The organism is Citrobacter sp. FDAARGOS_156 (assembly GCF_001559235.2).
Taxonomy (GTDB): Bacteria; Pseudomonadota; Gammaproteobacteria; order Enterobacterales; family Enterobacteriaceae; genus Citrobacter; species Citrobacter youngae.
Map to the genome: position 1 here is coordinate 723,064 of NZ_CP014030.2, position 23,438 is coordinate 746,501.

At 49.2% G+C, this 23,438-nt stretch carries 20 protein-coding genes, 3 rRNA genes and 1 pseudogene; 6 read left to right on the top strand and 18 right to left on the bottom strand.

What is annotated here, in order from left to right; all coding sequences use genetic code 11:
• The first annotated feature begins 129 nt into the window (after positions 1–129).
• Positions 130–1,485 carry an alpha-glucosidase/alpha-galactosidase gene (locus AL515_RS03515; protein ID WP_105242140.1) on the top strand — a complete coding sequence of 452 codons (1,356 nt, stop codon included), beginning with the start codon at positions 130–132 and terminating at the stop codon, positions 1,483–1,485.
• Positions 1,486–1,539: 54 nt separating this feature from the next.
• On the opposite strand, the gene AL515_RS03520 is transcribed toward AL515_RS03515, so the two are convergent.
• The 5 genes from AL515_RS03520 to AL515_RS03540 all read right to left on the bottom strand — a co-directional run bounded on the left by AL515_RS03520 (position 1,540) and on the right by AL515_RS03540 (position 8,504).
• A complete protein-coding gene (locus tag AL515_RS03520) occupies positions 1,540–2,172 on the bottom strand; it encodes a DUF2238 domain-containing protein (RefSeq protein WP_048213863.1) in 633 nt (210 codons plus the stop codon).
• A 147-nt stretch (positions 2,173–2,319) separates the two neighbouring features.
• Positions 2,320–3,966 (bottom strand): class I fumarate hydratase FumA, encoded by a 1,647-nt coding sequence (gene fumA / locus AL515_RS03525; protein WP_061067059.1) that lies wholly within the window; start codon positions 3,964–3,966, stop codon positions 2,320–2,322.
• Between the two features lie 96 nt (positions 3,967–4,062).
• Positions 4,063–5,403, bottom strand: a complete 1,341-nt coding sequence (gene dcuB / locus AL515_RS03530; protein ID WP_048213861.1) for an anaerobic C4-dicarboxylate transporter DcuB — start codon at positions 5,401–5,403, stop codon at positions 4,063–4,065.
• Between the two features lie 753 nt (positions 5,404–6,156).
• Positions 6,157–6,876: a two-component system response regulator DcuR gene (gene dcuR / locus AL515_RS03535; protein WP_061067060.1), complete on the bottom strand. Its 720-nt coding sequence runs from the start codon at positions 6,874–6,876 to the stop codon at positions 6,157–6,159.
• The gene (locus AL515_RS03540; RefSeq protein ID WP_048213859.1) at positions 6,873–8,504 is read right to left on the bottom strand and encodes a sensor histidine kinase; all 1,632 of its coding nucleotides are present in this window, start codon (positions 8,502–8,504) and stop codon (positions 6,873–6,875) included. Before AL515_RS03540 ends, dcuR begins: the two co-directional genes overlap by 4 nt.
• A 613-nt stretch (positions 8,505–9,117) precedes the next feature.
• Here AL515_RS03540 and AL515_RS03550 point away from each other — a divergent pair.
• The 3 genes from AL515_RS03550 (at position 9,118) to rrf (ending at position 14,008) form a co-directional block, all read left to right on the top strand.
• A 16S ribosomal RNA gene (locus AL515_RS03550) occupies positions 9,118–10,659 on the top strand.
• A 233-nt stretch (positions 10,660–10,892) separates the two neighbouring features.
• Positions 10,893–13,799: ribosomal RNA gene (locus AL515_RS03555) — 23S ribosomal RNA — on the top strand.
• A gap of 93 nt (positions 13,800–13,892) precedes the next feature.
• Positions 13,893–14,008: ribosomal RNA gene (rrf, locus tag AL515_RS03560) — 5S ribosomal RNA — on the top strand.
• Together the 16S, 23S and 5S rRNA genes form the textbook arrangement of a ribosomal RNA operon.
• Positions 14,009–14,122: 114 nt before the next feature.
• Here rrf and AL515_RS03565 read toward each other — a convergent pair.
• A pseudogene (locus AL515_RS03565) lies at positions 14,123–14,227 on the bottom strand (acetyltransferase); the annotation flags it as partial.
• Between the two features lie 264 nt (positions 14,228–14,491).
• A complete protein-coding gene (locus tag AL515_RS03570; protein ID WP_061067061.1) occupies positions 14,492–15,328 on the bottom strand; it encodes a DUF4942 domain-containing protein in 837 nt (278 codons plus the stop codon).
• Positions 15,329–15,594: 266 nt separating this feature from the next.
• Between AL515_RS03570 and AL515_RS03575 the strand changes: the two genes are divergently transcribed.
• Both AL515_RS03575 and AL515_RS03580 read left to right on the top strand, forming a co-directional pair.
• The gene (locus AL515_RS03575; RefSeq protein ID WP_061067062.1) at positions 15,595–15,849 is read left to right on the top strand and encodes a hypothetical protein; all 255 of its coding nucleotides are present in this window, start codon (positions 15,595–15,597) and stop codon (positions 15,847–15,849) included.
• A gap of 292 nt (positions 15,850–16,141) precedes the next feature.
• Entirely contained in the window at positions 16,142–18,574 is a 2,433-nt protein-coding gene (locus AL515_RS03580) for an autotransporter outer membrane beta-barrel domain-containing protein (RefSeq protein ID WP_192575273.1), read from the top strand.
• Positions 18,575–18,763: 189 nt separating this feature from the next.
• Here AL515_RS03580 and AL515_RS24055 read toward each other — a convergent pair whose 3' ends face one another.
• The 11 genes from AL515_RS24055 to AL515_RS03630 all read right to left on the bottom strand — a co-directional run bounded on the left by AL515_RS24055 (position 18,764) and on the right by AL515_RS03630 (position 23,431).
• Positions 18,764–19,063 carry a DUF5983 family protein gene (locus tag AL515_RS24055; protein WP_442861283.1) on the bottom strand — a complete coding sequence of 100 codons (300 nt, stop codon included), beginning with the start codon at positions 19,061–19,063 and terminating at the stop codon, positions 18,764–18,766.
• 75 nt (positions 19,064–19,138) lie between these two features.
• Complete coding sequence (locus AL515_RS24060) at positions 19,139–19,240, bottom strand: DUF5983 family protein (protein WP_442861284.1); 102 nt, start codon at positions 19,238–19,240, stop codon at positions 19,139–19,141.
• Entirely contained in the window at positions 19,237–19,620 is a 384-nt protein-coding gene (locus AL515_RS03590) for a TA system toxin CbtA family protein (RefSeq protein WP_061067064.1), read from the bottom strand. Before AL515_RS03590 ends, AL515_RS24060 begins: the two co-directional genes overlap by 4 nt.
• A 55-nt stretch (positions 19,621–19,675) precedes the next feature.
• Complete coding sequence (locus AL515_RS03595) at positions 19,676–19,909, bottom strand: hypothetical protein (RefSeq protein ID WP_061067065.1); 234 nt, start codon at positions 19,907–19,909, stop codon at positions 19,676–19,678.
• A complete protein-coding gene (locus AL515_RS03600) occupies positions 19,906–20,259 on the bottom strand; it encodes a type IV toxin-antitoxin system YeeU family antitoxin (protein WP_061067066.1) in 354 nt (117 codons plus the stop codon). Before AL515_RS03600 ends, AL515_RS03595 begins: the two co-directional genes overlap by 4 nt.
• 32 nt (positions 20,260–20,291) lie before the next feature.
• Positions 20,292–20,513 (bottom strand): DUF987 family protein, encoded by a 222-nt coding sequence (locus tag AL515_RS03605; RefSeq protein ID WP_061067067.1) that lies wholly within the window; start codon positions 20,511–20,513, stop codon positions 20,292–20,294.
• A complete protein-coding gene (gene radC, locus AL515_RS03610) occupies positions 20,510–21,019 on the bottom strand; it encodes a RadC family protein (RefSeq protein WP_061067068.1) in 510 nt (169 codons plus the stop codon). The genes AL515_RS03605 and radC overlap by 4 nt, the downstream gene beginning before the upstream one ends.
• 11 nt (positions 21,020–21,030) lie before the next feature.
• Complete coding sequence (locus AL515_RS03615; protein WP_061067069.1) at positions 21,031–21,450, bottom strand: antirestriction protein; 420 nt, start codon at positions 21,448–21,450, stop codon at positions 21,031–21,033.
• Positions 21,451–21,565: 115 nt separating this feature from the next.
• Complete coding sequence (locus AL515_RS03620; protein WP_061067070.1) at positions 21,566–22,384, bottom strand: DUF932 domain-containing protein; 819 nt, start codon at positions 22,382–22,384, stop codon at positions 21,566–21,568.
• Between the two features lie 81 nt (positions 22,385–22,465).
• A complete protein-coding gene (locus tag AL515_RS03625) occupies positions 22,466–22,705 on the bottom strand; it encodes a DUF905 family protein (RefSeq protein ID WP_061067071.1) in 240 nt (79 codons plus the stop codon).
• 207 nt (positions 22,706–22,912) lie between these two features.
• Entirely contained in the window at positions 22,913–23,431 is a 519-nt protein-coding gene (locus AL515_RS03630) for a GNAT family N-acetyltransferase (protein ID WP_035897605.1), read from the bottom strand.
• Positions 23,432–23,438 lie beyond the last annotated feature (7 nt).

Here is a 23,438-nt window from a genome sequence, read left to right on the forward strand (position 1 = left end):
CCCAGAAACTCAGTTTTCGCCCGAACGAAAAGGCGAACTGAGTTTCTGGGAGTACTCGGTACAGAAGCCGGACGTTTTTCTTGCGTCCTCATGCCACCATGGCGTCATCACCCCACGTTCTGGAGAGTCATGATGTCTGCACCCAAAATTACTTTTATCGGCGCGGGATCGACGATTTTCGTGAAGAATATTCTCGGAGATGTCTTTCACCGCGATGCGCTGAAATCCGCACATATTGCTTTAATGGATATCGATGCAGCCCGCCTGGAAGAGTCGCATATTGTGGTGCGTAAGCTGATGGACTCGGCTGGCGCTTGCGGCCAGATCACTTGCTATACCGATCAAAAAACGGCATTGCAGGATGCCGATTTTGTAATAGTCGCTTTCCAGATTGGCGGTTACGAGCCGTGTACCGTGACCGATTTTTCCGTGTGCAAACGCCACGGTCTGGAACAAACGATAGCCGACACATTGGGGCCTGGTGGCATTATGCGCGCGCTGCGTACGATTCCGCATTTATGGCAGATTTGCGAGGATATGACCGACGTCTGCCCGCATGCCACCCTGCTTAATTATGTTAATCCCATGGCGATGAACACCTGGGCAATGTATGCACGCTATCCGCATATTAAACAGGTTGGGTTATGTCATTCGGTGCAGGGAACGGCGGAAGAGTTGGCGCGGGATCTGGATATTGATCCTGCTTCTTTGCGTTATCGCAGCGCCGGGATCAACCATATGGCGTTTTATCTGCAACTGGAGCGTAAAACGGCTGATGGGACCTATGTCGATCTCTATCCGGAACTGCTGGCAGCTTATGCAACAGGCCAGGTGCCGAAACCGAATATCCACGGCAATACTCGCTGCCAGAACATTGTGCGTTATGAAATGTTCAAAAAATTGGGGTATTTCGTCACCGAGTCGTCGGAACACTTTGCTGAATACACGCCGTGGTTTATCAAACCGGGTCGTGAAGATCTGATTGAGCGCTATAAGATTCCGCTGGATGAATATCCGAAGCGCTGTGTAGAGCAACTGGCGAACTGGCATAAAGAGCTGGAAGAGTACAAAACGATGGCGCGCATTGATATCAAACCGTCAAGGGAATATGCCAGCACAATCATGAATGCTATCTGGACCGGAGAACCCAGCGTGGTGTATGGCAATGTTCGTAACGACAACCTGATCGATAACCTGCCGCAGGGTTGTTGTGTCGAGGTGGCTTGTTTGGTTGATGCCAATGGTATTCAGCCGATAAAAGTGGGGGCTCTCCCGTCTCATTTGGCGGCGATGATGCAAACGAATATCAATGTTCAAACCCTGCTGACGGAAGCTATTCTGACGGAGAATCGCGATCGTATTTATCACGCGGCGATGATGGATCCGCATACCGCTGCGGTATTAGGGATTGAAGAGATTTATGCGTTGGTGGATGATCTGATTGACGCGCACGGTGAGTGGTTGCCGGCCTGGTTGCATCAATAAGGTCCATCTTGCGTCTGCCGGATGAACGTTATCGACATCCGGCAGTATGTATATTTAGTTGGCGATTACCAGTCCGTAGCGACGCAGCTGTGCACAGTGAACTCGCGCCAGTACAAGCACTGTCGTTAGCGCGCCGAGCAGGGCGCAGAACATATCCGACTGGGTATCCCATGGATCGCCCTGCGTACCCAGGAAGTCATCCGCGCCTTGCCCCATCGCCAGTGCCGCCCACCATTCAATGAGCTCATAGGTGGCGCTGATTGCCAGTGCTACGCAGCAGACTAAAAACGCTAACATCTTGCGGCCGCGGACAATATTGCCGCGGACTAAAATCTCTCTTGCCGTCAGCGCTGGCACCAGTCCCTGGAAAAAATGACCCAGTTTGTCATAGGGGTTGCGACTGAGATCCAACCACGCCTGCACTTCAAAACCAATGGGGACTTTGGCATAGGTATACATGCCGCCAACCATCAAAATGATGGCATGAAAGAAGATAAGCGTGTAGAGCATGGGAGTCAGCGGGTAGCGCTTCATGGTGGCGAGCAGCAATGGCACAACAATAATGACCGGCGTCACTTCCATCAGCCAGGTCAATTTTTCGGTGGCACAGAAGCCAGTGTAGATAAGGATCAGCGCCAGCACTATAGCGCCAGTGTTCAGTATTACAGGATTCAGTGTGCGGAGCATGGCGAATTCACAAGTAATGGAAAATATTACTATTCACTGTGAACGGCAAAAATTCAACGCCAGTTAATGGGGGGATAAAGTTGGCCCGGGGGGATCACTGGGCTGGCCCCAAAAATTTGGTGTCAGTCCAGTGCCGGGCCGAATAGGTTACTTCGCGCAGTTAGCGCATTGTTTGCTCACGATTTGCTGGAAGAAATCGTTGCCTTTGTCATCGACCAGGATGAAAGCAGGGAAATCTTCAACTTCGATTTTCCAGATAGCTTCCATTCCCAGCTCTGGGTATTCCACGCATTCCAGATGCTTAATGCTCTGTTGCGCCAGTACAGCTGCCGGACCACCGATGCTACCTAAGTAGAAGCCGCCGTGTTTATGGCAGGCGTCGGTCACTTGTTGGCTGCGGTTACCTTTCGCCAGCATGATCATGCTGCCGCCATGGGACTGCAGCAGGTCAACATAGGAGTCCATACGACCCGCAGTGGTTGGACCCAAAGAACCGGACGGGTAACCTGCCGGCGTTTTCGCCGGACCCGCGTAGTAGATCGGGTGATCTTTCACGTACTGCGGCAGACCTTCGCCGGACTCGATACGTTCTTTCAGCTTCGCGTGGGCGATGTCGCGACCCACAATGATTGTACCGCTCAGCGACAGACGGGTGGATACCGGGTACTGAGAAAGCTGGGCAAGGATCTCTTTCATCGGACGGTTAAGGTCGACTTTAACCACTTCGCCTTCGCCGGCCTGGCGCAGAGATTCCGGGATGTACTGGCCTGGATTATGTTCCAGTTTTTCGATCCAGATACCTTCGCGGTTAATCTTGGCCTTAATATTACGGTCTGCGGAGCAGGAAACGCCCATGCCTACCGGGCAGGATGCGCCGTGGCGAGGCAGTCGAATCACGCGGATGTCGTGAGCGAAATATTTCCCGCCAAACTGGGCGCCGAGGCCGAGTTTCTGGGCTTCTTCCAGCAGTTCTTGTTCCAGTTGCAGATCGCGAAATGCCTGACCGTGAGCGTTACCTTCAGTCGGCAGCGCATCATAGTAGTGTGTGCTGGCCAGTTTCACCGTTTTGAGGGTGCTTTCTGCTGACGTACCACCAATTACAAATGCGATATGGTACGGCGGGCAAGCTGCAGTCCCCAGCGTACGCATTTTCTCAACCAGGAAGTTTTTCAGTTTGCCGGGAGTCAGCAGTGCTTTCGTTTCCTGATACAGATAGGTTTTGTTGGCAGAACCGCCGCCTTTTGCCACGCACAGGAATTTATATTCGTCGCCGTCCACGCTGTACAGGTCGATTTGCGCAGGCAGGTTAGTGCCGGTATTCACTTCTTTGTACATATCCAGCGCCGCGTTTTGCGAGTAGCGCAGGTTATCTTCAATATAGGTATTAAATACGCCTCTGGAGAGCGCCGCTTCGTCACCGCCGCCGGTCCAGACACGTTGACCTTTTTTACCCATGATAATGGCCGTGCCGGTATCCTGACAGGTTGGCAATACGCCTTTGGCGGCAATCTCGGAGTTTCTCAGGAATTGCAGCGCAACATACTTATCGTTTTCGCTGGCTTCAGGATCATGGAGTATGGAGGCGACTTGCTGTTGGTGTTCAGGGCGAAGCATGAAGGAGGCATCGTGGAAGGCTTGCTGGGCCAGTAGCGTAAGTGCTTCAGGCGCTACTTTCAGGATTGACTCGCCTTCAAACTCGCCGACGCTGACGTGATCGGATGTCAGCAGGTAGTACTCAGTTTTGTCTTCCCCCAGTGGGAAAGCCGCCTGGTAAGTGAATTCAACTTTTGACATTTGCTTCCAGCCTTTTCATTTTTATCAGGAATTTAAAAATTCTCTGCGTCTTAACGGTGGCGTGCCGCACCATAGCGGACGGCACGCGAAGTGTGATTACAGGAAACCGTACATTGCGGCGAAGACCCAACCAAAGACACAGGATACGCTTACGCCGATCAAACCAGGCAGAATGAAGCTGTGGTTGATAACGAAACGGCCAATGTGGGTGGTACCTGAACGGTCAAACTGAATAGCAGCCAGATCGCTCGGGTAGGTCGGCAGAATGTAGTAACCGTAACAAGCCGGAGCAGAAGCAACGATGTACGCTGGATCAACCCCGATAGCCAGTGCGACTGGAACGATAGCGGCCAGCGCTGCAGCCTGAGAGTTTACAAACTTGGAGACTAACAGCAGGACGATCGCATAGGCCCACGGATGTTCTTTCACCATCTCGCCCAGTACGCCCTGAATTTCAGACATATGCGCACCGAACATGGTTTCGGCCATCCAGGCAATACCGTACACCGCAACAATCGCGATCATACCTGAACGGAAGACTTCATTTTTTGAGATAGATGCGGGATTCGTTTTGGTTAAGATGATAATCAATGCGCCAGTCAGCAGCATGAACATCTGGATAACCAGGACCATTGACAGCGGTTTGCCACCAAAAGAAGGGCGCAGTTCAGATACTGCACCGAGCACGGCAACAACGGCGATGGCAGCGAGGAAGATCCACATTGCCAGCCAGTTACTTTTCGGCAGTTTTTTGTCTAACAGTGTTGCCGTGTCGCCATACACATAGTGATGGTTTTCAGGTACGGAAATAAACTTCTGGAACTCTTCATCTTTATCCAGATCTTTACCACGGAACCAGCTGAAAATACCGATAGCCAGGATACCCAGCAGGGTAGACGGAATGGTGATGCCAAGCAGGTCGAGGAATTCGAGGTGCTTGCCTTCAAATGTCACGTTACCCAGCATCGCAACCAGCGAGACAACGGCTACAGAAACCGGACTGGCGATAATCCCCATCTGTGCACCGATAGAACTCGCCGCCATTGGGCGTTCCGGGCGAATATTGTTCTTAATGGCGACGTCATAAATGATCGGCAGAATGGTGTACACCACGTGGCCGGTACCGCACAGGATAGTCAGGGTACAGGTAACAAATGGTGCTACGATAGAAACGTATTTTGGGTTACGACGCAGCAGCTTTTCAGCAATTTGCAGCATAACGTCAAGACCGCCGGAGGCTTGCAAGGTTGCAGAAGCGGCCACCACGGCAATAATAACCAGCATTACATCAACAGGGGGTTTACCCGGCTGGAGATGGAACACGAAAACCAGAATAACCAGACCGATACCGCCTAACAAACCCAGCGCGATACCGCCCTTTCTGGCACCATAAAACAAACATATTAATATTATGAGAAGTTGTATACTAAATAACATTTTATTTACCCTCGCGAAAAACCCAGTCAATTTTTTGAAAAATGGATCTGTGGCACATTCTTTTTTGCCGGAATAAGCATCAAAAAATGGTCAGTATTCGATATGTCCGTATTTGCGATTAATGTTTAAATGTCTGGCTAGAATGTATTTATAACTTTTTGGAAATATTTAGCTTTTTTCTATGGCATTGATCAGAGGAGAGAATCCTCAGGCGATGGGAAGTAGGGCTGGTTATGAAGCGCTGCGGCTGACGCTGTAGTTGGGCTGGCTTACACCGGTTTTCCGGGGGCTGACCGTTGGTTCTACATTGTCCGCTATTACGTAAAACACCGGTATACCTGGTGAGTGTATTCTTTATGTGATCGCGGTCACGCCATGTCATGTGGTAATGAGTCTGGCGTACGGATACGTTTATTTGCTCACAAAAATGTACGGTGTCCATAGTACGTAGCATGGTCTCCATTGCTACCAGTCTAGATTTTTATGTCTGATGAAATTCAGACTAATCCTTTAGGAGTAAAAATACACACTCTGTGAGTTAGTTAATACTTAATTAACTTTTGTTAGCGATTTTGAAATTAAAAACAGTGTGATGTTTATCAATAACAAAATAATGAATTTAACATGTTTTATACAAATATATTTGATCTAACGCAAATTAACTATTTATCTGTTTTAGCGGGATGAAAAGGGATTTTTCATTATTTTAATAATTGTTACTTTTATATAACGAATAATCCCTGGGGGAGCGTTTTATTGGCAGTATTGTTTAAGTAATGAGTAATGCTCAGCCTGAACGCGGTAGCGGTAAACCGGTCGGCCAGTAACACCATAATGGATACTGGTAAATAAGATATGACAATTGACGAGCCAGATAAGGTATTTACGGCATGAGACCCGGGAGATATTGACCTCGTTCGCCAGTTCATCCGTGGAGAATTCCTGGTCCTGGTGCTCATCAATCCACTGGCACAGCGTACGTAACGTTTGTGGTGTCAGCCCCTTAGGTAAGCGCCGCGTTTCCTGCTCGCTGGAAGAGCTACCATGAATCAGTTGGTCAAGCTCTGACTGTTCATAGTACTGATGCTTCTCCATATCCGTTTTCTTCTGCAGCCAGTTGGTTAAGGCTTCTTCAAAGCGTGAGGCCTGAAATGGTTTGATCAGATAATCAACGACACCGTAGTGGAGTGAGTCTTTAATGGTTGTCGCATCGGCGGCGGAGGAGATGACGATGACATCACATTTACAGCCTTCGCTGTGCAGAATGGGTAACAGGTCCAGACCGTTTTCTTTCTGCATATAAATATCCAGTAGAATCAGGTCAATACGATGTTCGCCATGAAAGATGATCTCTTTGGCTTTTTCGAGAGTAGAGGCCGTTCCGCAGCAATGAAAACCAGACAGCTGCGCGACATAACGGCGGTTTAACTCCGCTACCATTGCATCGTCATCGACAACTAAGACATTGATCATCTGCTGGCCCTCTCACCATTCCACGGTAACTGTACAAAAAATTGGGTGAAGACCCCAGGTTCGGATTCGACGGAAATATTGCCGCCAACGTTTTCAACCTGCTGTTTCACAAGTGCTAAACCGACGCCTCGTTCGGTTCCTTTTGACGAGACGCCCTTCTCAAAGATGTGGTCAATGCGTTCGGGGGCGATCCCCGGACCATCGTCATTCACTTCGCAATGCAACCAGCCGTGTCGATAATGTAAGGATACGCTGATCTCACCCCCCGGTTCTTGACCTAGCGCCTCCAGGGCGTTTTCAATCAAATTACCCAGCACGGTGATCAACACCGCCACCTGATCTTCATTACTATTTTCCGGCAACTGGCTTTCATTACTAATGATCAGACTATGACCTAAATCAGATGTGCGATTAATCTTACTGAGTAAAAAGCCCGCGATCACCGGTGATTTTATTTTGCCTAACAGTGAGCCAATCTCTTCCTGATAATTGTTGGCCGTCTTAATGATATAATTTTCCAACTGCTTATAACTTTTCAGGTGCAATAATCCCAGAATCACGTGTAACTTGTTCATGAATTCGTGGGATCGTTCACGAAGTGCATCGGCATAGTTAACCATACCGTCCAGACGTTGCATGAGTTTTCGGACTTCCGTCTTGTCTCTGAACGTTGAAATTGCCCCGATGATTCTGCCATTGCTGAGTACTGGAACGGTGTTGATTAAAAGCAGCCGGTCCTTCACCGTGATCTCCTCATCACGGCGTGGTGTTCCATCACGTAGCACCTGCGAAAGATCAACTACCTGAGACCATGCATGGCTGAGTGTGGAGAGTTGGGCATCATCCTGCGACTTTCGGTAATCCAATAGCTCCTGGGCGGCCTGGTTTATTAGCGTGACCTCACCACTATCATCAACGGCAATGACCCCCTCCTTTATAGAGTGCAGCATCGCCTGGCGCTGTTCGAACAGGTTGGATATTTCATAAGGCTCCAGACCAAACAGAATGCGTTTGAGAACCTTCACCAATACCCAGGTACCTAGTAACCCAACCAGAACGCCAAATAAGATAGACCAAAAGATACTGCCGCGGCTGTTATTGATCTGTTCTGTGACCCTGCTTAACTCGAGACCGATCGACACAACCCCAATCTGCTGGTGATGATCGTCATAAATGGGGGTGAAAACGCGTAGCGCTTTAGCCAGAAAGCCGCGATTAATGGCAACGTTCTCTTTGCCCTGTAACGCCAACAGGATATCGTCGCCTTTAAACGGTTGGCCGATACGTTGTGCTTCAGGGTGCGAATAACGAATGCTTTTCATATCCGTGACAACGATGAATAAAAAATCGTTGCGCTTATTTACCGCTTGAGCAATTGCCTGGATGCCGCTGTCCTCAGGCTTTTTCTTGAGCCCCTCGCGGATTTCAGGAGAGTTTGCCAACGTTCGCGCGACCGCAAGCGCTTTGTCTGCTAAGGCATCACGTGTCGTGTTGCTGATTTGCGAGAAGTAAATCAAATGAACGACGAGTAGCACAGAGAAGAGGACCGCGCTGACCATGAGGATCACGGTTGTGCCGAGTTTCATCGGGCGTTTGCGTATAGCCGTTCGTTGCAGAGGGTGTCTCATCGCCGTCCTGGAATCACTGTTTGTGCGGGTATTATCGCCCGATGAGGTACGTAATTCAAAGGTAGTAGGGGGATTCGGGCATTCCCGCCGCCATCCCTTCTTATATATGTAGTAGAAAATGGGCATCCGTTATTTTCTTTCTATATAGAAAAGAGGATTCAATGTTGGTTTCTTCTTTTTCCGGGATGTGATGCAGGAAATATTGACGGCTTTGTGGATAACTCTGTGCGTAAATAGGTATAAGGCGGGGTTTTGCTGGGGATTGCAGCAGTCAGTCATTTTTCTGTCATTTAAGGGTTGCGGGTTGAGGGAAACCCCCTATAATGCGCCTCCATCGACACGGCGGATGTGAATCACTTCACACAAACAGCCGGGCCGGTTGAAGAGAAAAACCTGAAAATGAGGGTTGACTCTGAAAGAGGAAAGCGTAATATACGCCACCTCGCGACAGAGCGCTAAAGCGCGTCGCAACTGCTCTTTAACAATTTATCAGACAATCTGTGTGGGCACTCGAAGATACGGATTCTTAACGTCGCAAGACGAAAAATGAATACTCAAGTCTCTGAGTGAACACGTAATTCATTACGAAGTTTAATTCACGAGCATCAAACTTAAATTGAAGAGTTTGATCATGGCTCAGATTGAACGCTGGCGGCAGGCCTAACACATGCAAGTCGAACGGTAGCACAGAGGAGCTTGCTCCTTGGGTGACGAGTGGCGGACGGGTGAGTAATGTCTGGGAAACTGCCCGATGGAGGGGGATAACTACTGGAAACGGTAGCTAATACCGCATAACGTCGCAAGACCAAAGAGGGGGACCTTCGGGCCTCTTGCCATCGGATGTGCCCAGATGGGATTAGCTAGTAGGTGGGGTAACGGCTCACCTAGGCGACGATCCCTAGCTGGTCTGAGAGGATGACCAGCCACACTGGAACTGAGACACGGTCCAGACTCCTACGGGAGGCAGCAGTGGGGAATATTGCACAATGGGCGCAAGCCTGATGCAGCCATGCCGCGTGTATGAAGAAGGCCTTCGGGTTGTAAAGTACTTTCAGCGAGGAGGAAGGCATTAAGGTTAATAACCTTAGTGATTGACGTTACTCGCAGAAGAAGCACCGGCTAACTCCGTGCCAGCAGCCGCGGTAATACGGAGGGTGCAAGCGTTAATCGGAATTACTGGGCGTAAAGCGCACGCAGGCGGTCTGTCAAGTCGGATGTGAAATCCCCGGGCTCAACCTGGGAACTGCATCCGAAACTGGCAGGCTAGAGTCTTGTAGAGGGGGGTAGAATTCCAGGTGTAGCGGTGAAATGCGTAGAGATCTGGAGGAATACCGGTGGCGAAGGCGGCCCCCTGGACAAAGACTGACGCTCAGGTGCGAAAGCGTGGGGAGCAAACAGGATTAGATACCCTGGTAGTCCACGCCGTAAACGATGTCGACTTGGAGGTTGTGCCCTTGAGGCGTGGCTTCCGGAGCTAACGCGTTAAGTCGACCGCCTGGGGAGTACGGCCGCAAGGTTAAAACTCAAATGAATTGACGGGGGCCCGCACAAGCGGTGGAGCATGTGGTTTAATTCGATGCAACGCGAAGAACCTTACCTACTCTTGACATCCACGGAACTTGCCAGAGATGGCTTGGTGCCTTCGGGAACCGTGAGACAGGTGCTGCATGGCTGTCGTCAGCTCGTGTTGTGAAATGTTGGGTTAAGTCCCGCAACGAGCGCAACCCTTATCCTTTGTTGCCAGCGGTCCGGCCGGGAACTCAAAGGAGACTGCCAGTGATAAACTGGAGGAAGGTGGGGATGACGTCAAGTCATCATGGCCCTTACGAGTAGGGCTACACACGTGCTACAATGGCGCATACAAAGAGAAGCGACCTCGCGAGAGCAAGCGGACCTCATAAAGTGCGTCGTAGTCCGGATTGGAGTCTGCAACTCGACTCCATGAAGTCGGAATCGCTAGTAATCGTGGATCAGAATGCCACGGTGAATACGTTCCCGGGCCTTGTACACACCGCCCGTCACACCATGGGAGTGGGTTGCAAAAGAAGTAGGTAGCTTAACCTTCGGGAGGGCGCTTACCACTTTGTGATTCATGACTGGGGTGAAGTCGTAACAAGGTAACCGTAGGGGAACCTGCGGTTGGATCACCTCCTTACCTTAAAGAAACGTTCTTTGTAGTGCTCACACAGATTGTCTGATGAATGATGAACTTCTGAATGTACTTTCGAGTGCATTAAGAAGTTTTGCTCTTTAAAAATCTGGATCAAGCTGAAAATTGAAACGACACACTGTTTTATTTCTCCGTAATAAGAAATGAAAAGCAGTGTGTTCGAGTCTCTCAAATTTTCACAACACGGTGGTGTTTTACGAAACATCTTCGGGTTGTGAGGTTAAGCGACTAAGCGTACACGGTGGATGCCCTGGCAGTCAGAGGCGATGAAGGACGTGCTAATCTGCGATAAGCGTCGGTAAGGTGATATGAACCGTTATAACCGGCGATTTCCGAATGGGGAAACCCAGTGTGTTTCGACACACTATCATTACGTGAATCCATAGCGTAATGAAGCGAACCGGGGGAACTGAAACATCTAAGTACCCCGAGGAAAAGAAATCAACCGAGATTCCCCCAGTAGCGGCGAGCGAACGGGGAGCAGCCCAGAGTCTGAATCAGCTTGTGTGTTAGTGGAACGGTCTGGAAAGTCCGACGGTACAGGGTGATAGTCCCGTACACCAAAATGCACAGGTTGTGAACTCGAAGAGTAGGGCGGGACACGTGGTATCCTGTCTGAATATGGGGGGACCATCCTCCAAGGCTAAATACTCCTGACTGACCGATAGTGAACCAGTACCGTGAGGGAAAGGCGAAAAGAACCCCGGCGAGGGGAGTGAAAAAGAACCTGAAACCGTGTACGTACAAGCAGTGGGAGCCTCTTTATGGGGTGACTGCGTACCTTTTGTATAATGGGTCAGCGACTTATATTCTGTAGCAAGGTTAACCGAATAGGGGAGCCGAAGGGAAACCGAGTCTTAACTGGGCGTTAAGTTGCAGGGTATAGACCCGAAACCCGGTGATCTAGCCATGGGCAGGTTGAAGGTTGGGTAACACTAACTGGAGGACCGAACCGACTAATGTTGAAAAATTAGCGGATGACTTGTGGCTGGGGGTGAAAGGCCAATCAAACCGGGAGATAGCTGGTTCTCCCCGAAAGCTATTTAGGTAGCGCCTCGTGAATTCATCTTCGGGGGTAGAGCACTGTTTCGGCTAGGGGGTCATCCCGACTTACCAACCCGATGCAAACTGCGAATACCGAAGAATGTTATCACGGGAGACACACGGCGGGTGCTAACGTCCGTCGTGAAGAGGGAAACAACCCAGACCGCCAGCTAAGGTCCCAAAGTCACAGTTAAGTGGGAAACGATGTGGGAAGGCACAGACAGCCAGGATGTTGGCTTAGAAGCAGCCATCATTTAAAGAAAGCGTAATAGCTCACTGGTCGAGTCGGCCTGCGCGGAAGATGTAACGGGGCTAAACTGTGCACCGAAGCTGCGGCAGCGACACTATGTGTTGTTGGGTAGGGGAGCGTTCTGTAAGCCGTTGAAGGTGTGTCGTGAGGCATGCTGGAGGTATCAGAAGTGCGAATGCTGACATAAGTAACGATAATGCGGGTGAAAAACCCGCACGCCGGAAGACCAAGGGTTCCTGTCCAACGTTAATCGGGGCAGGGTGAGTCGACCCCTAAGGCGAGGCCGAAAGGCGTAGTCGATGGGAAACAGGTTAATATTCCTGTACTTGGTGTTACTGCGAAGGGGGGACGGAGAAGGCTATGTTAGCCGGGCGACGGTTGTCCCGGTTTAAGCATGTAGGCGGAGGTTCCAGGTAAATCCGGTACCTTTTTAACGCTGAGGTGTGATGACGAGGCACTACGGTGCTGAAGTAACAAATGCCCTGCTTCCAGGAAAAGCCTCTAAGCATCAGGTAACACGAAATCGTACCCCAAACCGACACAGGTGGTCAGGTAGAGAATACCAAGGCGCTTGAGAGAACTCGGGTGAAGGAACTAGGCAAAATGGTGCCGTAACTTCGGGAGAAGGCACGCTGATATGTAGGTGAAGTGATTTACTCATGGAGCTGAAATCAGTCGAAGATACCAGCTGGCTGCAACTGTTTATTAAAAACACAGCACTGTGCAAACACGAAAGTGGACGTATACGGTGTGACGCCTGCCCGGTGCCGGAAGGTTAATTGATGGGGTTATCCGTAAGGAGAAGCTCTTGATCGAAGCCCCGGTAAACGGCGGCCGTAACTATAACGGTCCTAAGGTAGCGAAATTCCTTGTCGGGTAAGTTCCGACCTGCACGAATGGCGTAATGATGGCCAGGCTGTCTCCACCCGAGACTCAGTGAAATTGAACTCGCTGTGAAGATGCAGTGTACCCGCGGCAAGACGGAAAGACCCCGTGAACCTTTACTATAGCTTGACACTGAACACTGGTCCTTGATGTGTAGGATAGGTGGGAGGCTTTGAAGTGTGGACGCCAGTCTGCATGGAGCCAACCTTGAAATACCACCCTTTAATGGCTGGTGTTCTAACGTGGACCCGTAATCCGGGTTGCGGACAGTGTCTGGTGGGTAGTTTGACTGGGGCGGTCTCCTCCTAAAGAGTAACGGAGGAGCACGAAGGTTAGCTAATCCTGGTCGGACATCAGGAGGTTAGTGCAAAGGCATAAGCTAGCTTGACTGCGAGAGTGACGGCTCGAGCAGGTGCGAAAGCAGGTCTTAGTGATCCGGTGGTTCTGAATGGAAGGGCCATCGCTCAACGGATAAAAGGTACTCCGGGGATAACAGGCTGATACCGCCCAAGAGTTCATATCGACGGCGGTGTTTGGCACCTCGATGTCGGCTCATCACATCCTGGGGCTGAAGTAGGTCCCAAGGGTATGGCTGTTCGCCATTTAAAGTGGTACGCGAGCTGGGTTTAGAACGTCGTGAGACAGTTCGGTCCCTATCTGCCGTGGGCGCTGGAGAATTGAGGGGGGCTGCTCCTAGTACGAGAGGACCGGAGTGGACGCATCACTGGTGTTCGGGTTGTCATGCCAATGGCATTGCCCGGTAGCTAAATGCGGAAGAGATAAGTGCTGAAAGCATCTAAGCACGAAACTTGCCCCGAGATGAGTTCTCCCTGAGACTATAAGTCTCCTGAAGGAACGTTAAAGACGATGACGTTGATAGGTCGGGTGTGTAAGTGTAGCGATACATTGAGCTAACCGATACTAATGAACCGTGAGGCTTAACCTTACAACGCCGAAGGTGTTTTGGCGAAGAGACATCAGATTCAGCTTGATTACAGATGACATCAGAACGCAGAAGCGGTCTGATAAACAGAATTTGCCTGGCGGCTGTAGCGCGGTGGTCCCACCTGACCCCATGCCGAACTCAGAAGTGAAACGCCGTAGCGCCGATGGTAGTGTGGGGTCTCCCCATGCGAGAGTAGGGAACTGCCAGGCATTAATTAAAGTGAAGAAGCCCATCCTGACGGATGGGCTTTTTTGCGTCTGTATTCCCGGATAACCAGGCTGTTGTAGGCCTGATAAGCGCAGCGCATCAGGCAATAAGTACGGCTACCCGTGTACGAGGCTGAGTAACGGGTACGGTCGTCCGAGATCGTCCACTTCCCTCCGTCCCGTCACGCTAAATCCCATCTTCTTATAGAATCCAGATGTCTGCTTGAACACGGGTACGGCTAATCGTTCGTGCGGATTTTGTGAGGGGGTGTGCTGTATGGATATTGAGGGATGAGCGATTGGAAAGTATCAGAACCACAAAAGCAAAAAACCAGCCCGTAGGCTGGTTCTTCTAAATAGTGGTGCCGGACTCGGAATCGATATATTAATTTAACTGATTGTAATATAAAAATTTTGTTTGATGTGATTAATTTTGTACCCTCATTTGTGCCCTCAGTCCCTTTTGTAAAGAATAGGGAACCGAACTCAGGCTTTTGCGGGTAGGGCTGAAGGGTAATGCTTTGCCAGAATGTCATTCATCTTATCAACCAAATCTGCTCGTTTAAAGATAATGTGTGCGGTGCCTTTCTGGAAGTAGCGTATTGTAAAGAAGTCATCGTTATACACGCTGGCCGTGCGTTGCTTGTTGATATGTTCGGAGAGTTTGACCGTCAGGTCGTGGCGGTTTTCTGGTATGGGTTTTCCGTCCAGCAGATTCAGCATACGATCCAGATCAGCTAACTGATCGTGCTGCCGTCCCCAGTTCAGGCTAAACCCCCATTTGTCATGCCTTACCAGACCGGTCATCACGATCTTCTTACCAAACCGACAGGGCGAATTAGTGCGATAGTCCCAACTGAGCCCCTTAAAGAGATTGATAATCCCCCGCTCAAAGACCTCACCTTTGCTGTGATGCAGTTGCTTAAAGGTAGAAAGAATATTGGCTTCGCTGATTTCTGGCAACGTGCTGGCCTCCAGATTCCGGTGCCACTCATCACGCGCCTGGGCATCCATCAGCACTATCATCCCCGATTTCAGCATCAGATCTCGCCAGATATCGCGATCAATGCTTCGGGTTATGGCCTTCATAGCGGCATCAACCGGCTCTGTCAGCCAACTGCCGAAACGATGGCTGTCTCTTTGCCCCCAGTCGTTCGCCGTTCCGCCGCCAATACTGCTGGTTAGCGTGGAGATCTCTGATAGCTGCTGGATAAGGCTGTTGATTTGTTGCAGCGCTGCATTACGTCCTATAACGATATGTTCAATGTTGGTGGAGCAAATCAGCTCGTTGTGATCGGTTAAAACTTCAACTTCTGTTTGCATGATTGTTCGTCCGTATAAAAACAAACGTACCTGCCGGGAACGGCAGGTACGTTATGTTGTGGAAGTGAAGATCAAAGAAATAAATCAGGAAGGTGAACGGCAATAATCGGTTCTGCTTTATTGATTAACGAACCAGAAATTCAAAATGTCTCAAATGCGACACTCATCACAAATTTTATGCCGTCTGTCAGGAAATACTTAATCCTGAAGTTATACGTACCGCTAGTTAATGAAACTGCCTTTACGATTTTATGTCAGGAGTTTGTATGGTTAACCCTATTGGATTTGGTGGTGGATATGCTTTGGAACCCTATTCGAGGGGGAGTGTCCAGTCGTTACCCGCAGGAACAACAGCTTCATCTGGTGCGCTTTGCCCTCAGACCGGCGTATGGAAAAGCGAAAGCTACCAGGTTGTCGTGGGTGTAAATAAAGGGACTGTTATGCCACAGTATCAAAGTAAAGATGTTGACTGGGAGCTGACTGAATATTCGCTGTCTGATCTTGATAAGGCTCAGAACTGAGAATAGCGCTTAGTTAGAAGAAAACATAATGTTCTTATACCGATGCGACCAGTGGTTCACTGGGTCGCATTTAATTTATTTAACAATAATATCCATAAGTAAGCATCTCTCCAATCATCATCAATTGTTTTTTGCCAAAATGGCATTTATGTTAAAAAACATCATTCATTGTGATTTGTTGTGTGCAGTAATATCTTGATGGTTAAAGATAATGAAGGTGGAGATTATTTAAGTTTGGAGATTTTTGGCCGCTATACATCTAATACTTAATCGGATGGGAATAGCTGAAACTATGTTTTCTTTAAACAAACTCACTAAATGTATCATTTTATCAACATCGACGTTAGCAATTAGTGGCGCATTTACATCGGCCCTGGCATCTTCACCATGTAGAACAAACGCAGATGGAATATCACAGACTTGTACTACTGTTACTAATGTGGAAGAGGGCAATCCAGATAACATTGATAACGGTATTACTACTAGTACTGGCAACGATATTGTTAACCTGGTCCATCAATCGCGAGTTTATGGTTCTGGGATTAGCACTGGTGATGGTAATGATACGATCACCCTTGATGACACCTATGTGTTTGGTTCTACATCAGATGGTTATGCTGTGGATGCCGGTGCCGGGAATGACACTATCACGCTTAACAATTATAAGGATGGTTATAGCAATGATGATGCGATTTATGAAGGCGGTGATGGTAATGACATTATTTCCATTAACAATGTACATGATGACGATATTAATTCAAAAACGGGTAAAGCAGCATTACAACCTAGTTTAGATGGTGCGACATTTGATGGTGGAAATGGAAATGACACTATTTCAGTAAAAAATGACACTGATCACTTCCTGATGTCTTTTAATGTAAATGGTGGTGATGGAGATGATTATATCGCTTTAGGCAGTGATGATGCATCATCCCCACTTAAAGTAGAAGTTGCTACGATAAATGGTGGTGCAGGTAGTGACACGATTGAGCTAAATAATACTGTATGTGTCATGGGGTGTTATATTGATGGTGGAGTAAATGAAAATAGTACTGATACTAATAAATTAGTATTAAATAATAGTCATGTCTCTGCTGGTGTTCCTTTAACTATGATTACTGATGATACAGATGACAATGGTAATCCTACATATGGAACAGCTACATTTAATGGTGAAATTAATAACATCAATGAATTTGATATAACACACAAAAGCTCATTAGTTGTTATGGATGGTACTAATGATTCAGGAACCGGTAACAGTTCCGGTCTGGATTATGGTGCAGATCCTGATAATAACTCATTTGCTTCCGCAGATACGATTAATGTAACTGATAATAGCAAGCTTCTTGTTGGTGGGGACAATAACTATTTTGTTGATGGTACTGATGTTAATGTAGAAAGCAATAGTGTGCTCATCGTGTCTGGGGCTGCTGCAAACTCTTTAACTAATGCGAATGTTAATACCAGTGCAGATAGTTATCTGGTTATTGGTGGGAAAACTAATGATCCAGTAAATGTTACGTTAAGTGAGCTTGGTAATACGGGATCTCAAGGTGGGGTTATCTATTCTACAGATAATTCGAATAATATAAATGTAGCCTTTGCTAATGGTCAGCAGTCTGTTACTGCTCGCTCTGGTGCATATAATTACGATGCCACGATTGATTCAACAACAAATACTGATAAAACCATAGCATCTCAAAACCTGACAGCAGACGCAGCAACCACTACCACAGCCAGCGTAACCATGGCTAAAGCTGGTCTGGCAAGTGATGTTCAGGGCGCTATTGCTGGCCTGGATGCGGCCAAACAGTCCAGCGATGTTATTGCTTCAGATATTGCAGCTCACATGGATTCTATCAATAACATTAATTTGCGTTATGGGGTACAGGAAGGCGCTCATATCTGGGGTGATTTCCTGTATCAGAATGGTAATTATCAGGACGATGTGAATTATAAAAGTGTGCTGCAAGGAACCCAGGGCGGTATGGACTGGACTACTGAGCTGGGTAATACCGATAGTCTGACTGGAGGTATTGCGCTGGGTTATATCCGTAATAAAACCAGTCATGGTGATAACTCAGGCCACTTTAACAATGATGTTTATGGTAACTACTATAGCGTTTACGGTGGATGGCAACAGCATTTGCATGAAACTGGTTGGGGATTGTTTGCTGATGGTAGCTTCAGCTATGGCGATATGCGATATTCTATGTCCGGGAGCAATGTTGGTACTCAGACAACGGGTAATCAGCAGTCTTATAGCTCCTCATACCAGGGGAATGCTTATAATGTTGAGTCCCGTGCTGGTGTGAATATGATGCTGCCATCACAGACGTTAGTTCAGACGTATGCCCTGGCTGGCTGGGATAAGGCAACCTCTGACGGATTTAGTGAATCTGGCATTGAATATTCTGATAATAATATATCTGTATGGCATGCTGGAGCCGGAGTTCGTGTAACAACAGAAGTAGATGTGGCGAATATCAGCCTTATGCCGTGGGCCGATGCTCGTTATCAGGCTGAATTTTCTGATAACTCCGACTTCACCGCAGCGGATTACCATATGAGTGAAGGAAACAACCAGAAGCTTGGTATCTTTGGGCTGGGTGTAAATGCCGGGTTGAATAAAGACCTTACTTTTAATGTCAGCACCTATTATGGCACTGGTGATATTGACAGCGATGTCAGCGTACAGGCTGGGCTTAATTATCATTTCTGATAGCTACTAGCAACATGAGCAGCCAGAAAGGGCTGCTCATGTTTAATACTGTTATATGGACAAAGCTGATCGGGGGGGGATTATTTCACAACGATAATTTCACTGTTACGAGTAATGTTAATAGGGTTGAAATGGGAAAACCAGCCGATACAGACGAGCTGGCAGTAATGTTGATGGAAAAAAGGTTCACTAGTTGAATATCTCAAAATCTGGTAGTAGTTCTCCAAAGGCATCAAAATGAATGATGCTGCATGAATAACGCAGCATCAGCGTGATGATCAATTTACGTAGACCCAGCCACTTCAACCGTAATACCGGAAACGACCGGGCATCAAGACGCAGCAGATAGCCAGGGCCGGTGTAATTCGCCCACTCGGCATCACCGTATTCTTCGGCCTGATGTGGCAACGCGTGCAGTAGCCGGTTATCCGCATCGGTAATATGCGCCGTGCTGCACTGGATATCGGGCAACTGGGCAGGTATGGGCAAAGGATCTTCAACGATAACCGGCCTCGGAACAATCAGGACCCGGAACGTATAGCCGTTATCGTTGACGACATTGAGCTACGCGTCTATATCCACACCGTCAACTTCAACGGCAATTTTCCCTATATTGAGCGCCAGGACATAAACGCCTTCAGCTTCAACGTTAAGTGAGGTTGTCATCGCGACTCTCCCTGACGGTGATTTTTTCCGTTAGTGATCTTCGAAACGGCTTTATAACCGTCGCGCTTCATCAGCCCTGCTGCCCGGCGGGCATACAGGATGTCGATAGCGCTAATGAAAGGAGGGCGCTCCAGGAGCGAGGGACTGCTGCGATCGATACGAACCAGTTCGTATTTCTCCACAATAAAGTTCACGGCGTCACACAGCGAAATACCAGCCTCAATGTGTTCCTGGATAACCTTCTTTTCGCTAAACGGCGTGTCGTTGAGCGTGAGACCATAATGCTTAGCCAGTAAATGGGTCAGCATTTTCTGCCAGATTTCGACAGGCGACGGTTGTGTCGATACCGCCCGTATCGGGTGCAAGGGTTGGGTTTGCATAAAAGTGTCTCTGTTAAGTGAAAGGGATATTCTGGTTACGGAGGGGGATTATGGACTACTTCTGGCGAATAGCCTGCAATGCGGCGTCCAGTGCGTCCCAGTTAATGCCCTGCTCAGCATTGTGGTGCTTTGCGGCGTGGCTGAGTACGGCTCTGGCCTTTTCTGTCGTGACGGAAGGATCAACACTTCGCACGTCATCTTCATACCACAGGCTGCAAAGGACAAAATCGTCGTTCTGATGCTGTTGCAGGTGGGCAATAACTTCACTGATTTTACAGGCGCGGGTCATAGCGCTTCTCCCTGGCTCTGCGTAGTCGGGTAAATCACGATATAGACATAGCCAAACGAGCCATTGGTATCGGCCTCCAGGGTCATGCCATTCAGTGTGGATGTAAACCGTCTGGCTTTGCGCGGATCGAGTTCACCGGAACGTAACGCGGCTTGCATCTGTTTTACAAACGCCGGAAAGACGATGTTCAGCGTCTGTAGTTGCGCCTGGGTGAATGTACCGTTAATAGCCGAACGGTCGGCCAGATAATGCAATTGCTTACCCTCCTGGACCAGGCGCGCGCCAAATGACGGATTAGAGGTCGTGGGCAATCCCCATGCAGGGGTTGATTTAGTATTATTTGATTTCATTTTTAGTTTTCCTTAAAGATAACGAGCGGTGATTAATTCAGGGTCACGCAGCGCAGGAGTGCATAGGGTCCGTGGCGGTCCTGCCGCCGTTCGGCAAAAACGGCCAGTACGCCGCTGATATCCCGGACGTGGCGACCGGTGTAATGGCAGACGCTGCCGGTCCAGCGATAGCGGCCTTTGCAATAAGTTGCCAGCCGCGAACCGGGAGTCTGCCGGTAAAGCGTCATCGCCTGGCGCTTACTGATGATGTTCATAGCCAGCCTCTCTCAGCAAACGAGACAATATCCCGGTGGCCGACGATGAAGTGATCGAGAGTCTGCACCTCAACCAGCAGCAGCGTATTTTGCAGATTACTGGTGATAAGCCGGTCCGCTTTGCTGGGCTCTGCCGTGCCGGAAGGATGGTTATGCGCGAGGATCACCGCTGCGGCGTTATGGCGCAGGGCTGCTTTCACTATTTCACGGGGATGGACTTCAACGTGGCTGAGGGTGCCGGTAAACAGGGTTTCAGCCGCCAGTAGCTGATGCTGGTTATCCAGGAACAGAACCATAAACTCCTCCCGCTCCAGTCCGGCCATTTTCAGGCGCAGCCAGTCGCGGGTTGCCTCTGCCGAGAGGAATGACACACCGGGCTGGCGCAGGTGCTGTTCCAGTATCGACAGCGCCTGGCGGATGATGCGCTGAGCGCCTGGGGTCAGGCTGATTGCCGCAGAAGGTACTACATCGGGCTGGATGGAAACCAGCAATAGTGCTGTGTTCATAAGGGTTCACCTCAGTCAATCAGCCGCATGATACCGCTGCATTCAGGATGGGCCAGCGCGTAATTGCGCAGGCGGTAGTAGTGTTCACTGATAGCCTGGCAACCGGTACGGCAGGCATGGTGACTCCAGGCCATCAGGCACACTGCAATACCGGTGGCTTCAGTGCTGAGTTCGGCGTCATTGCCGTTATGCTCGTTAAACAGCGTGTAACTCTCCAGCTCCAGCGGTGTCAGAAATGCGCCGCCATTCGACAGTATGTGAAAATCCCAGATGCCGCCCTGATAGTCGGTGCTCCAGAGGTCGAGCCAGGAAAACACCTGGGGCTCGAGAAATACCCACTGGCGGACGCGACCAAAGCGACGGCCCCAGAAGGCGATTCGTTCTTCGTCGGGGACAAGGCTGGCCGTGATAACGGTGCGCTCAGGTTGCATCTGGCGTACCGGTGTCGTTGTTGCTTCGGGTGTGGTGGTGTGTTGCATGATGAAATCTCGCTGTAAATAAATGCGTTGGACAGATAAGGGAAAAGGGATGTGGTGCTGTCGGGTATCAGCTCAGCGCCTGCTGGAGTTCTTCGGCCATCACCCATAACGCCCGATTGAGCTTCAGGTCGCCGTCAATGCCTTTCACGGCGCGGGTGTGACTACGTTTCCCCAGGGCAGAGCGTCCGGCCAGACCGCCTTTTATCAGCGACTCCTGGATGCGGTTATAGACCGTCCACAGGTCGCCGGATTCGTCCTGCCAGCGGCGGGGTGCCAGTACCTGCGCTTCAGTCACCGGCTGGTGGTCTTCGCCAAAGCGGTAGGTCAGTGCGGCTCTGGCAAAAGCCTGCTGTGCCGGAGGCGGGAGTTGCAGCGACTGCATGGCCTCGCGCTTTTCCTCCACGCGGTCAAACACACCGAGCACCTCGTAAGCCCCTTCAATCACCTTCTCAACGACGTTACCTTTATGTGGTACACGCACCTCACCAAATGACTCTCCGCAAATCAAACCATTCTGACAGATCGCACGAAACAGACCTGGCAACATCTGATACGAACTGGAACCATCATGGGAATTGAGCAATATGATTTCCGGCACCTGCTTACCGGTAATCTGACCTTCACGGCGTAAGCGCAGCATATGTTTGGTATGCTCGCGCTTGTTTAAATCCCTGACGCGGGTCTGGCAGGCAAAGAAGGGCTGAAAGCCTTCCCGCTTAAGATTATCCAGTAATGTAATGGTCGGGATATACGTGTATCTGGTACTGCGTGATTTATGTTTTTCTTCACTGAAGATGCTCGGAACATGGGCAAACAACTCTTCATGAGTTAATGGCCGGTCACGGCGAATAAGATTCACGCGACCAAAGCGGGATGCTAAACGCATAGCGGATTCCTTATCAGCAGAACAAGGGTAAAGCCATGCCTCCCGAAGGAAGCATGGCTTAATGGTGAGTTAAGATTTAAATCAGGAAGCGGTACGGGGAATGCCGTCACTGTCAATAAAGCGATTAAGCATCACTCCGGCTTCAGCGGCAAAGTTCCAGTCCCGCCAGATAAGACTGCCATCGGTGTCACGAATAACTAAACGAAAGTGCGTTCCCTGGTCATCTTCGATGGTGATATTGCTGTAGAGCGCAACCAGCACTTCGGCATCAAAGCGCGTAAATGGACCGTCAGACAGCAAAGCGGATTCAGATTGAGGCATTGTAAGCTCCATAAAGAAAAAGCCCTGTAGCGTTAACCACAGGGCTTAAAACGTGAATGAAAGAAAACGGATTGGTGTTTCGTTATGGTGATATAGATCTCAAGTTTTTTATAAGTTAACACTAATCTGCTTCAGGCTACGCTTCCCATATCTGGCAGGAGTCGGCTCGCCAGTCTGCTTTGTGCCAAATATAGTCAAAATGTGTGTTCAGCTAGCGTAAGTTGAGCGTTTCATAATGATATCTCTCTGCGGGTCTGACCCAACCTGAAAGATATGCTCACCCACCTCGGTAAACCCAAGCTTACGGTAAAAAGAGATGGCTCTTGGGTTATGTTCCCAGACACCTAACCAGACAGGATCCGATCCCTTTGCCTCAAATTCAGCAAAGCACTTTTGCATCAGTGCCTGTGCAAATCCTTTACCATGGTAGGGCTCATCGACATACAGACACAGAATTTCTCCGGCATGGATGCTATTGACACAGGGAGGAAACTCTTCCCACCTTAGTTGAGCGTACCCAATCAGTTTGCTCTCGTATTCGCAGACTAATGTAATCCAGTCTTGTCTGAGGATTTCTTTCAACTGGATATTAGTTGAATAGCTTGCATGGCAGTGAAGATCCATATCCTCCTGAGTATTACCATCCTGGAAAGTCTTTCTGAAGGTTCGCTCGGCTAAAATAGCCAGCTCTTCTGCATCAGAGGAACTGGCCCTACGGATTAACATTTATCAT

What these genes read in the sequence shown, in the direction of transcription:
- AL515_RS03515 (WP_105242140.1), top strand. Translation starts at nt 130, where the DNA reads ATGATGTCTGCACCCAAAATTACTTTTATCGGCGCGGGATCGACGATT.
- AL515_RS03520 (WP_048213863.1), bottom strand. Translation starts at nt 2,172, where the DNA reads ATGCTCCGCACACTGAATCCTGTAATACTGAACACTGGCGCTATAGTG.
- fumA (WP_061067059.1), bottom strand. Translation starts at nt 3,966, where the DNA reads ATGTCAAAAGTTGAATTCACTTACCAGGCGGCTTTCCCACTGGGGGAA.
- dcuB (WP_048213861.1), bottom strand. Translation starts at nt 5,403, where the DNA reads ATGTTATTTAGTATACAACTTCTCATAATATTAATATGTTTGTTTTAT.
- dcuR (WP_061067060.1), bottom strand. Translation starts at nt 6,876, where the DNA reads ATGATCAATGTCTTAGTTGTCGATGACGATGCAATGGTAGCGGAGTTA.
- AL515_RS03540 (WP_048213859.1), bottom strand. Translation starts at nt 8,504, where the DNA reads ATGAGACACCCTCTGCAACGAACGGCTATACGCAAACGCCCGATGAAA.
- AL515_RS03570 (WP_061067061.1), bottom strand. Translation starts at nt 15,328, where the DNA reads ATGCAAACAGAAGTTGAAGTTTTAACCGATCACAACGAGCTGATTTGC.
- AL515_RS03575 (WP_061067062.1), top strand. Translation starts at nt 15,595, where the DNA reads ATGGTTAACCCTATTGGATTTGGTGGTGGATATGCTTTGGAACCCTAT.
- AL515_RS03580 (WP_192575273.1), top strand. Translation starts at nt 16,142, where the DNA reads ATGTTTTCTTTAAACAAACTCACTAAATGTATCATTTTATCAACATCG.
- AL515_RS24060 (WP_442861284.1), bottom strand. Translation starts at nt 19,240, where the DNA reads ATGACAACCTCACTTAACGTTGAAGCTGAAGGCGTTTATGTCCTGGCG.
- AL515_RS03590 (WP_061067064.1), bottom strand. Translation starts at nt 19,620, where the DNA reads ATGCAAACCCAACCCTTGCACCCGATACGGGCGGTATCGACACAACCG.
- AL515_RS03595 (WP_061067065.1), bottom strand. Translation starts at nt 19,909, where the DNA reads ATGACCCGCGCCTGTAAAATCAGTGAAGTTATTGCCCACCTGCAACAG.
- AL515_RS03600 (WP_061067066.1), bottom strand. Translation starts at nt 20,259, where the DNA reads ATGAAATCAAATAATACTAAATCAACCCCTGCATGGGGATTGCCCACG.
- AL515_RS03605 (WP_061067067.1), bottom strand. Translation starts at nt 20,513, where the DNA reads ATGAACATCATCAGTAAGCGCCAGGCGATGACGCTTTACCGGCAGACT.
- radC (WP_061067068.1), bottom strand. Translation starts at nt 21,019, where the DNA reads ATGAACACAGCACTATTGCTGGTTTCCATCCAGCCCGATGTAGTACCT.
- AL515_RS03615 (WP_061067069.1), bottom strand. Translation starts at nt 21,450, where the DNA reads ATGCAACCTGAGCGCACCGTTATCACGGCCAGCCTTGTCCCCGACGAA.
- AL515_RS03620 (WP_061067070.1), bottom strand. Translation starts at nt 22,384, where the DNA reads ATGCGTTTAGCATCCCGCTTTGGTCGCGTGAATCTTATTCGCCGTGAC.
- AL515_RS03625 (WP_061067071.1), bottom strand. Translation starts at nt 22,705, where the DNA reads ATGCCTCAATCTGAATCCGCTTTGCTGTCTGACGGTCCATTTACGCGC.
- AL515_RS03630 (WP_035897605.1), bottom strand. Translation starts at nt 23,431, where the DNA reads ATGTTAATCCGTAGGGCCAGTTCCTCTGATGCAGAAGAGCTGGCTATT.